Origin of the sequence: Okeania sp. SIO3B5 (assembly GCF_010692555.1) — a bacterium.
Lineage (GTDB): Bacteria > Cyanobacteriota > Cyanobacteriia > Cyanobacteriales > Microcoleaceae > Okeania.
In genome coordinates this window covers 1-9333 of the sequence record NZ_JAAHHG010000405.1, presented here as the reverse complement: position 1 = coordinate 9333, position 9333 = coordinate 1, and the positions used below count along the sequence as shown (strand labels likewise).

The 9333-nt window shown below is 38.8% G+C and carries 8 protein-coding genes and 1 pseudogene; all 9 read left to right on the top strand.

Translation table 11 applies throughout. The features are described 5' to 3' along the window. Positions 1–224 precede the first annotated feature (224 nt). The 9 genes and pseudogenes from F6K54_RS33495 (at position 225) to F6K54_RS33455 (ending at position 9029) form a co-directional block, all read left to right on the top strand. A complete protein-coding gene (locus F6K54_RS33495; RefSeq protein WP_293087775.1) occupies positions 225–2174 on the top strand; it encodes an AAA family ATPase in 1950 nt (649 codons plus the stop codon). A gap of 578 nt (positions 2175–2752) precedes the next feature. Further along, a complete protein-coding gene (locus F6K54_RS33490; RefSeq protein WP_293087774.1) occupies positions 2753–3430 on the top strand; it encodes a GvpL/GvpF family gas vesicle protein in 678 nt (225 codons plus the stop codon). Between the two features lie 330 nt (positions 3431–3760). Then, positions 3761–4990: a transposase gene (locus F6K54_RS33485; protein WP_293087772.1), complete on the top strand. Its 1230-nt coding sequence runs from the start codon at positions 3761–3763 to the stop codon at positions 4988–4990. Positions 4991–5104: 114 nt separating this feature from the next. Next, positions 5105–5314: pseudogene (gene gvpA / locus F6K54_RS33480) on the top strand (gas vesicle structural protein GvpA); the annotation flags it as partial. A gap of 100 nt (positions 5315–5414) precedes the next feature. Continuing rightward, the gene (locus tag F6K54_RS33475) at positions 5415–5915 is read left to right on the top strand and encodes a hypothetical protein (RefSeq protein ID WP_293087770.1); all 501 of its coding nucleotides are present in this window, start codon (positions 5415–5417) and stop codon (positions 5913–5915) included. Positions 5916–5954: 39 nt separating this feature from the next. Then, complete coding sequence (gvpA, locus tag F6K54_RS33470) at positions 5955–6227, top strand: gas vesicle structural protein GvpA (protein WP_293087767.1); 273 nt, start codon at positions 5955–5957, stop codon at positions 6225–6227. 570 nt (positions 6228–6797) lie between these two features. After that, a complete protein-coding gene (locus F6K54_RS33465) occupies positions 6798–6995 on the top strand; it encodes an IS200/IS605 family accessory protein TnpB-related protein (RefSeq protein WP_293087765.1) in 198 nt (65 codons plus the stop codon). Then, positions 6967–7215 carry a hypothetical protein gene (locus F6K54_RS33460; RefSeq protein WP_293087762.1) on the top strand — a complete coding sequence of 83 codons (249 nt, stop codon included), beginning with the start codon at positions 6967–6969 and terminating at the stop codon, positions 7213–7215. The genes F6K54_RS33465 and F6K54_RS33460 overlap by 29 nt, the downstream gene beginning before the upstream one ends. A gap of 218 nt (positions 7216–7433) precedes the next feature. After that, on the top strand, positions 7434–9029 hold the full coding sequence (locus tag F6K54_RS33455; protein WP_293087759.1) for a hypothetical protein: 1596 nt from the start codon (positions 7434–7436) through the stop codon (positions 9027–9029). Positions 9030–9333: the final 304 nt, after the last annotated feature.

Here is a 9333-nt window from a genome sequence, read left to right as displayed (position 1 = left end):
TTTTACTTAGATGCTATGACTATTTTTCCCTTCTCTCCTGCTCCCCTTCTCCCCTGCTCTCCGTGTCCCCGTGTCTGGTGCGTCTCCGTGTCCCGGTGTCTGAGGAGTTCCTTATAAGGGATAGCTTATTAAGGGGGGTTAGGGGGGATCTAAAACGGTACCTCATAGATTAAAGAACTTTCATAACTGACAAGCACTAATTTTAACTATCAAAAATTAAAACAATGAATAATTTTTTAAGATTAGACTTAAAACAAATAATAGAATTGGCAAAAGTTCTAGAAGAAAAATCCGAAACAGGGGAAGTAAAAACTTCCTACCAAGTACAGTCTCGAACTATTAACAATACTCCCAGAAGAACTAACACTAACATACCAAGAAGAAGAGGCCCTTCTCAAACCCAAATAAGACAACCTGTCAGACAAACCAGACCTCCACAACAAACTAACTTTACTACTCCGTACCCAGACACAAACCCAGCACCCACCTCAAAAGAAACTGACGGTTTCACAGAAAATAGAACTCCACAACAAACTAACTTTACTCCCCCACCTCCAGCAACTAAATCAAGACCTACCCTCAAAGACATTGGAGGTATGTCCGAAATAATTCAAGAATTAAGAGAAGTAATAGAACTTCCGCTCAAACGCCCAGATTTATTATCACAATTAGGAATAGAACCAGCTCGGGGAGTCTTATTAGTTGGACCGCCAGGTACAGGTAAAACTCTTACAGCTAAGGCCATAGCAGAAGAACTGAGGCTCAATTATATTGCAATCAACGGACCAGAAGTAATCAGCAAATATTATGGAGAAGCAGAAGCGAGGTTACGTAAAATTTTTACCGAAGCAACACAATCTGCTCCTTGTCTGGTATTTATAGATGAGATTGATAGTATTGCTCCAGACCGTAGCAAAGTCGAAGGAGAAGTCGAAAAACGATTAGTCGCCCAATTATTGGGACTAATGGATGGATTTATCGAACATCAGGGTGTCCTAATTTTAGCAGCAACAAATCGCCCAGATCATATAGATCCTGCCCTCCGTCGTCCAGGGAGATTTGACCGAGAAATTAATTTCAGTATTCCAGACCGCAATGGACGATTAGAAATTTTGCAGATAATGACAAAGTCTATGCCATTAGATAGTTCTGTTGACTTGGGAGAAGTTGCCGATATGGCAGTTGGGTTAGTGGGTGCTGACTTAAAAGCTTTGTGTCAAAAAGCAGCTTATTTAGCTCTCCGTCGTCAAGTTCCATCTTTGGATAGTCCGACTCCAGAGAATATGAGTTTATTGCAAATTGATTTTCTGGCAGCAATTAAAGAAATTAAACCTTCTGTGTTAAGGTCTGTGGCCGTAGAAGTGCCTAATGTAAGTTGGCAAAATATTGGTGGTCTGGATACGATCAAACAAAAATTACAAGAGTCAGTGGAGGGAGCATTGCTCTATCCAGAATTATATGAACAAACTAAGGCAAAAGCTCCCAAGGGAATTTTATTATGGGGTGAACCAGGAACCGGAAAAACTTTATTGGCAAAAGCTGTTGCTTCCCAAGCACAAGCTAATTTTATTGCTGTCAATGGACCAGAGTTGCTCAGTAAATGGGTGGGAGCAGCAGAAGAAGCAGTACGAGAACTTTTTTCTAAAGCTAGACAGGTTGCACCTTGTGTGATATTCATTGATGAGATTGATACTCTAGCTCCTGCCCGTGGTAAATTTATCGGAGATTCTGGAGTGAGCGATCGCCTAGTTGGTCAACTATTAACAGAATTAGATGGTTTACGCGACTGTACTCAGGTATTATTGGTAGGAGCAACTAACCGCCCTGATGCTCTAGATCCAGCATTACTGCGGGCGGGAAGATTAGATTTGCAAATAAAGGTGGACTTGCCAGATAGAGCAGGTCGTTTAGCAATTTTGAAAGTCCATAATCAAGACCGCCCACTGCAAGGAGTAAATTTGAATGATTGGGCAAGTTGTACCGAAGGTTGGAATGGAGCAGATTTGGCATTGTTAACTAATCAAGCGGCTTTAGCTGCTGTTCGTAGTTATAGTGCTAAAGAGATTGAGTCTCCAAGCCAAATCAGGATTACAAATGCTCACTTTACTACTGCTTACAACGCTCTAGTGAATCAAAAACAGTCTCATAATTTTAACTCTGATTCTAGTAAGTAGAATAATGTAGGTTGGGTTGAATCAGTGAAACCCAACAAATTCTTGTACCATTTTAGTCAAGTTTTGAGCCGATCGAATCTTACTTTTGACTTTTGACTTTTGACTTCCGTGAAACGGTATTATATCATGTTCGGTTGAATACTTATAAATAACTTAGCGAGGAGTCAGGAGTCAGTCCTCAGGAGGGAAGAAAGGAGAAAAAGAGGAAATATAGCAATGAGCGCTGGTATATTTACAAATTGCAGGAGGGGCCAAATAGCTAAAATCTTATATTATCAGCAATTCATTCCCCCTGTTGCCTGTTGCCTGTTGCCTGTTGCCTGCGCACAGCGCTATATTGGAGAAAAGTAAAGAGAATTTCAGTATTTCTTTGGTACTGTCGATACTATCAGTCATTAAATTTTATTTATAACTGATTATCCGAACATGATATTACTTTTGACTTTTGACTTTTGACTTCCGTGAAACGGTATTACTTGTGTTGGGTTTATCCTACGGATAAGCTGCGCTAACGGAGGCTCCTCAACCCAACCTACGAGCAAAAAAAAAATTGACTTTTATCACGCCAAGCATCTAAAATGTCATGTTATGTCTACGCTTTCGTTAATTTACCCAAATCATCCTTAGCATTGCCAAAAGGTATGAAACAGGAAGTCGAATTAATTGCAGATCAAAATCTGGCTGCTATAACTGAAGCAGACATATCTATTGAAGCAATACAAGAAACAGACGAAAAATTACTCCAAGGAGTATTAACCCACGATCGGGTAATTAGAGAAATATTTCAGCAAACTCCCCTAATACCACTCAGATTTGGAAATGCTTTTGCCGCTGTTGAAAATATTATTAATCACTTACAAAATTACCAGCAGCAATACCTGACAATTTTGGCTCAACTACAAGAAAAGGTAGAATATACTGTGAGTTTTTCTCCAGTTTCTCCTCCTTCTAGTCTAGAAATTAGTGATGCTCGTGGCAAAGCTTATTTATTAGCTAAAAAACAACAATTTCAACAACAGCAAGCTTTTCAAACTGAACAACGTCAACAGTGGGAAAAAATATGTCCATTAATTCTCAAGGAGTATCCCAAAGCAGTCTGCAAAGATAGCACACAGGAGAAAACGAAACAGGTCCATTTGTTGGCTAATCGTGAGGTAGAAGTTCTAACTACTCAACAATTACCAACTTGGCAAGCTGAGTGTTCTTATTGGCAAATTAGTTTGAGTGAGCCACTTCCACCTTATCATTTTGTATAGCAAGAAACAAAAAGAAATGTTTTTCCCACTGTTGCCTATTCCCTGTTCCCTGTTCCCTGCTATATGAAAATTATCATCAGAATGACAAGTAAAATGTTATATTTAACTAAGACTTAAAAATCTCTGTCAATCATGATCTCAGCATCCTAATATTTAGCTGAATCGCCGAGAAGCCTCACACCATAATATGCAGATTTGGTGTGAGATGAATCGGCAGCAAATTGAATAGGTTCGATGCCCATTCAATTTGTATGCTATCCCAGCAGAAGCTTTCGCCCTAGTTGAAAAACTTGTATAATTATTTTGCAATAACCCCGGAAATTTTCCACCATGCGGACTGCCTACCAATATAGATTAAGGCCCAATAAAAAACAGTTAGCCACAATAGAAATGTGGTTGGAATTGTTGCGTCGGCAGTACAACTATAGGTTAGGCGAGCGGTTCTCCTGGTGGGAAGAAAATCGCTGTCCGGTTAATGCTTGCCCCTTGGTGATGCCAATTCCCAGACTCAGGGATAATCCAGATTATTACTCTCAGAAAAAAGATTTGGTCAATACTAAAGACAGGTTTCCTGAGTACAAACTAATTCATTCTCAAGTTTTACAGGATTGCACCAAACGGGTAAAACTTGCCTTTGATAGATGGTTGAAAGCAGACAAAAATGGACAGAAATTAGGGAAACCAAGATTTAAGGGAAAAGGACGTTATCGCAGTTTTACTTATCCTCAAATCACACAAGACTGCATAGAAGAAAATCAAATTAGTTTGCCCAAAATTGGAAATGTAAAGTTAATTCAGCATCGTCCAATACCAGAATGGTTTATAATTAAAACTGTGACGATTAGTCGTAAAGCAGATGGTTATTATGTGACTTTATCCCTAGAAGACAAATCAGTTCCAGCTTTAACAACTAAAGTTGAACCTGCATTAAAAAATACTCTGGGAATTGATATGGGGTTGAAGGAATTCTTAGTAACAAGTGAAGGAGAATCAGTCCCCATCCCTCAATACTATCGAAAATCTCAGCAGCGATTAAAGACTTTACAGAAACGTTTATCTCGAAAGAAAAAAGGAAGTCAAAGGTGGCTCAAGGCTGTTAAAGCTGTTGCCAAACAACATAAAAAGGTTGCCGATAAACGTAAAGATTTTCATTTCAAAACAGCCAATGAATTGTTATCAAAAGCTGAAGTTATCGCCCACGAAAACTTAAACATTAAAGGGCTAACAAAGACCCGTTTGAGTAAATCAATTAACGATGCTGGATGGGGACAATTCCTAACTATTTTAACTGTCAAAGCTGGAAATGCTGGACAGAAAACTATAGGAGTGAACCCCAAAAATACTAGCCAAGATTGCTCAAATTGTGGGGAAAAAATCCCCAAAGAATTAAACATACGAACTCATTCTTGTCCACATTGCGGTATTGTAATAGACCGCGACTGGAATGCAGCGATAAATATAAAAAATAGGGCGGTAGGGCATTCCGTCCTTAAAGCTCGTGGAGCCCGACGGAATACCGGGGCTGTGAAACGAGAAGCCCACACTATAGCGCCAGCTTAGTGTGGGAGATGTCACCAGCGTCTACTTGAAAGTAAACTAAAAAATCAAATAGTTGCTAAACCAAGCTAGAAAAATGTTAAACTGATTCTTGTTGAAAATTAAGGAATAAAAATTATGGCAGTAGAAAAAACCAACTCATCTTCTAGTTTAGCTGAAGTTGTAGACCGGATTCTTGACAAAGGTGTTGTCATAGATGCTTGGGTTCGTCTATCATTAGTAGGTATTGAATTACTGGCAATTGAAGCTAGGGTAGTCATTGCTTCAGTAGAAACTTACTTAAAATATGCTGAAGCAGTTGGTTTGACAGCTCTAGCAGCAGCACCAGGAGAAGCTATTGATTTTGACGATAAACCAATGGAAGCAGTAGGAGTAAAAGAACCTGCTGCTGCTGGAGCTTAATTAATACAAAGGTATAACTTTAATTATGGCTCTCCAAGATATCTGGGCAAAAGAGCGGTCGCAAAGATTAACGGAAATTGCCGAACGCAAACTAGAGGTAGCCCAGCACAGACAACAAACTCAAGCGAAACTTAGCACTATTAGACAAGAGCTTGACAAGACTAGACAAGAGCTTGACAAAGAAGCTAAGGCGCTTCATACTATGCTACAGGAGTTTGTGACAAAACTGCAGGAAACATGTTCGGCAGAAAAACAGCAAAGACAACTGGATAATGCCGAACGTTATCAACAAGTGCGGAAAATTTTAGAAGACTATGTTGAAGCACTGCGTTTGTACGAACAACAAGCACGTCAGGATCGGTTAGAAGATATTGCTAAACGCAAGCAAGAAGTATCAGAACTTAAGCTTGAAGTATTGCAACTTCAGGGACAATTCAGTTCCGAGCGAGTATTAATGGCTCAGGAATTGACTGACAAATTACAACGCTTCCGAACTAATTTGCATGATTATGTTTGGAGTTCCTAAGCAGTTCAATACTTTGAAATCAAGGAATAAATCAAAATTATGGCAGTAGAAAAAGTTAACTCATCTTCCAGTCTAGCTGAAGTCGTAGACCGGATTCTTGACAAAGGTGTTGTCATAGATGCCTGGGTTCGTCTTTCTTTAGTGGGTATTGAATTACTTGCAGTTGAAGCTAGGATAGTTATTGCTTCAGTAGAAACTTACTTAAAATATGCTGAAGCAGTTGGTTTAACAGCTCTAGCAGGATCGCCTGCAGTAGGAATCACTGATGAAACTGAAATAGGACAACCTGTAGCTTCTCCTAGTTTAGTATAACTTACAGCGGTTTTCATTTGGGTAGACCAAAGTAGGAACGTTTTATGGAACGTTCCTACAAGGTTTTGCCTGTGAAGAAGTGGTTTCTCAATGAGCAAAAGCGCTGTAAATAGGACTTACCGAAAAGCGACGTTGAAAGCCCCCGTGTTTTAACCGGGGGATTAAAACAAGCGAGTTGTTTAGACTAGACAACTTCACTTGTCCTGTCCTATTATCTGGATATACAAATGTTTAGACAAAAGTAAGCAGCAAAGCATGGTTTAGGCTTAAGCCGACTGTGTAGGGGCACTTTGACTTGTCCCCAAAGAATATATCTTTGGTCAGCTAAGAATAGACGAAGCAACACGGATTTATCCTGTTGCGTAGTATCAACTTAGAATCCCCTCGGCAACAGCTGCGGGGAGTAGTCAAGCAATACAAGGTATTTTTGTCCGAAGCGACTGATAGGGTAATTAACTGTAGTCATCTCAAAGGCAACAGAAAAACTAGCCGGATATATTGAAGCATTAAGTTATCATAGAAATCGTTTTGTTTCCAATTATCTGCATAACACCAGTTTCTTAGTGGCCCTTGTATTTAACCACAAATAATATTGGTACTGTAGTCATAGGAAAAAATGATAACTGGAAACAAGGTGCAAATATCGGCAAAAAAAACAACCAAAATTTTACTCAAATACCTCACTATAAGTTAATTCAACAGATAACTTATAAGTGTCAACTGGCTGGGATAAAAGTCATTGAAACAGCAAGATTGTTACACCAGTAAAACATCTGCTATTGACCTGGAATTGCCCTGTAAGCATGAATTGTATGTGGGAAAACGAGTCAAACGTGGTTTGTTTAGAAGTGCAACAGGTAAAGCGATCAATGCTGACATCAATGGCAGTATTCAGATAATCAGAAAGAAATTCCCAGAGGCATTTAGTGCCGAGGGAATAGTGAGCTGCGCCGTACAGCCAGTATTGGTTAATCCAATATCAAGATAAAAGCTCAGATCGATTTTCTACAGTTTTTTTCGTACGGTTTGCGAAGTATTCCGGGACGGAAAGCAATATCAAATCCTAGTTTTTCCTACCTCATGCGTAAGTCCTGATTCTAATTAGATATCTCCGATAATTAATCTATAACTCTTGTAAAACAGTAGTTAAATTTTAATTTAAGGAGATGTCTATTTCTAAACCCTTTAATATTAAAAAAGTTTGAGATGAAAAATTTCAAAGATCGGCAAGAGAAAGGGGATTTATCTTTTATTCTTAATTCCCTCAAAAAAAACACTAATTTATTTAGTGGTATAAAGAAAAAAAAGACAAAAAATCAGAAGACAAAAGCCCTGGAAAAGTCAGAAGAAAAACCAGAGTCAGAACCACCACAGTCACAACCAGACTCCTCGGAATTATCAACTGATATAGTCGAAAAAATCCAACTGCCAGAGTCAGAACCACCACAGTCACAACCAGACTCCTCGGAATTATCAACTGATATAGTCGAAAAAATCCAACTGCCAGAGTCAGAACCACCACAGTCACAACCGGACTCCTCGGAATTATCAACTGATATAGTCGAAAAAATCCAACTGCCAGAGGAAGCATCTCCTCCAGCACAGTCACAACCGGACTCCTCGGAATTATCAACTGATATAGTCGAAAAAATCCAACTGCCAGAGGAAGCATCCTCTCCAGCACAGTCACAACCGGACTCCTCGGAATTATCAACTGATATAGTCGAAAAAATCCAACTGCCAGAGGAAGCATCCTCTCCAGCACAGTCACAACCGGACTCCTCGGAATTATCAACCGATGTAGTCGAAAAAATCCAACTGCCAGAGGAAGTATCCCCTCCAGTACAGTCACAACCGGACTCCTCGGAATTATCAACCGATGTAGTCGAAAAAATCCAACTGCCAGAGGAAGCATCCCCTCCAGTACAGTCACAACCGGACTCCTCGGAATTATCAACCGATGTAGTCGAAAAAATCCAACTGCCAGAGGAAGCATCCCCATCAGGTCTCCTATTGTACCCAGAGTCATCGGAACTGCCCACCGATATAGAACAAAAAGACCTAGACGTAGTTTCTCCCTCAGAACTTCCAGACACATCAGACGTAGTTTATAAAAATACTAAAGGATTAATCTATATTCAAGATTTGTATTCTAAAGGCAAAGCAAGTAATCTTTATACTCTAGATATAGAATCAGGAAAAACAGTCTTAATTGGTTCTATGGGTATGCACATAGTTGATATTGCTTTTTGTGGAAATATACTCTATGGTATTCGGTGGCGCGACCAAAAAACAACAGATTTAGTCAGAATAAATCCCACTACTGCCAAAACTACAATTATTGGTAAATTAGGTAATAGTAAAGTAGCTAGTTTGGCTTTTTCTAAACATAGAAAAGCTCTTTATGCCATGGGCCCTCAAACATTATTCAGAGTAAATGTAAAGACTGGTGCAGGAAGAGTTATTATGTCTTATAAATCTTATTATCCTTTTTATTGTGGTGGTTTAGCTTTTGATAGTAAGGGCAGAGCATATTCAGATTTTGGTAATAATAATAATCGGCAAAGATACCTGATGCGACTTAATCATCATGGTACTCCTATTGCTGTTGGTGGTGCTAGTGGAATTAAGAATTCTGGTAGTCTAGATTTTTACGGCGATCAATTATTTGCGATATTTAATGGTCAATTTGTTAAGTACGATTTAGTTACTGGTAAAGCAAGGTTGGTAACTCGTACAGAACATAATCTTCCTTGGGCGGGAATGAGTGTTAAATTACATCCTAGTATGGATAAAATGTAGCTGATGGCTGAACGCTTAAAGCTTATATTATTCAGAAACTATCGGATTTGATATTAAAGAAATAAAATATCAACAGGACTTACGCAAAGACACTATATATAGCGTATGGCAAATAGAGCGATCGCTACATTTTTTTTAAGCGATCGCCTAAACAAGAAAATTATTATAACTTAGTGAAAAGACATTAGATATAGTCTGTTCTCAAATATGTAGATGTTGCTAATTGTAAATAAATTTTGCCAAAATACTTTCAATTATTATAAAATTATATTATTGTTAATTTTAGCTAATAATATGAATTTTA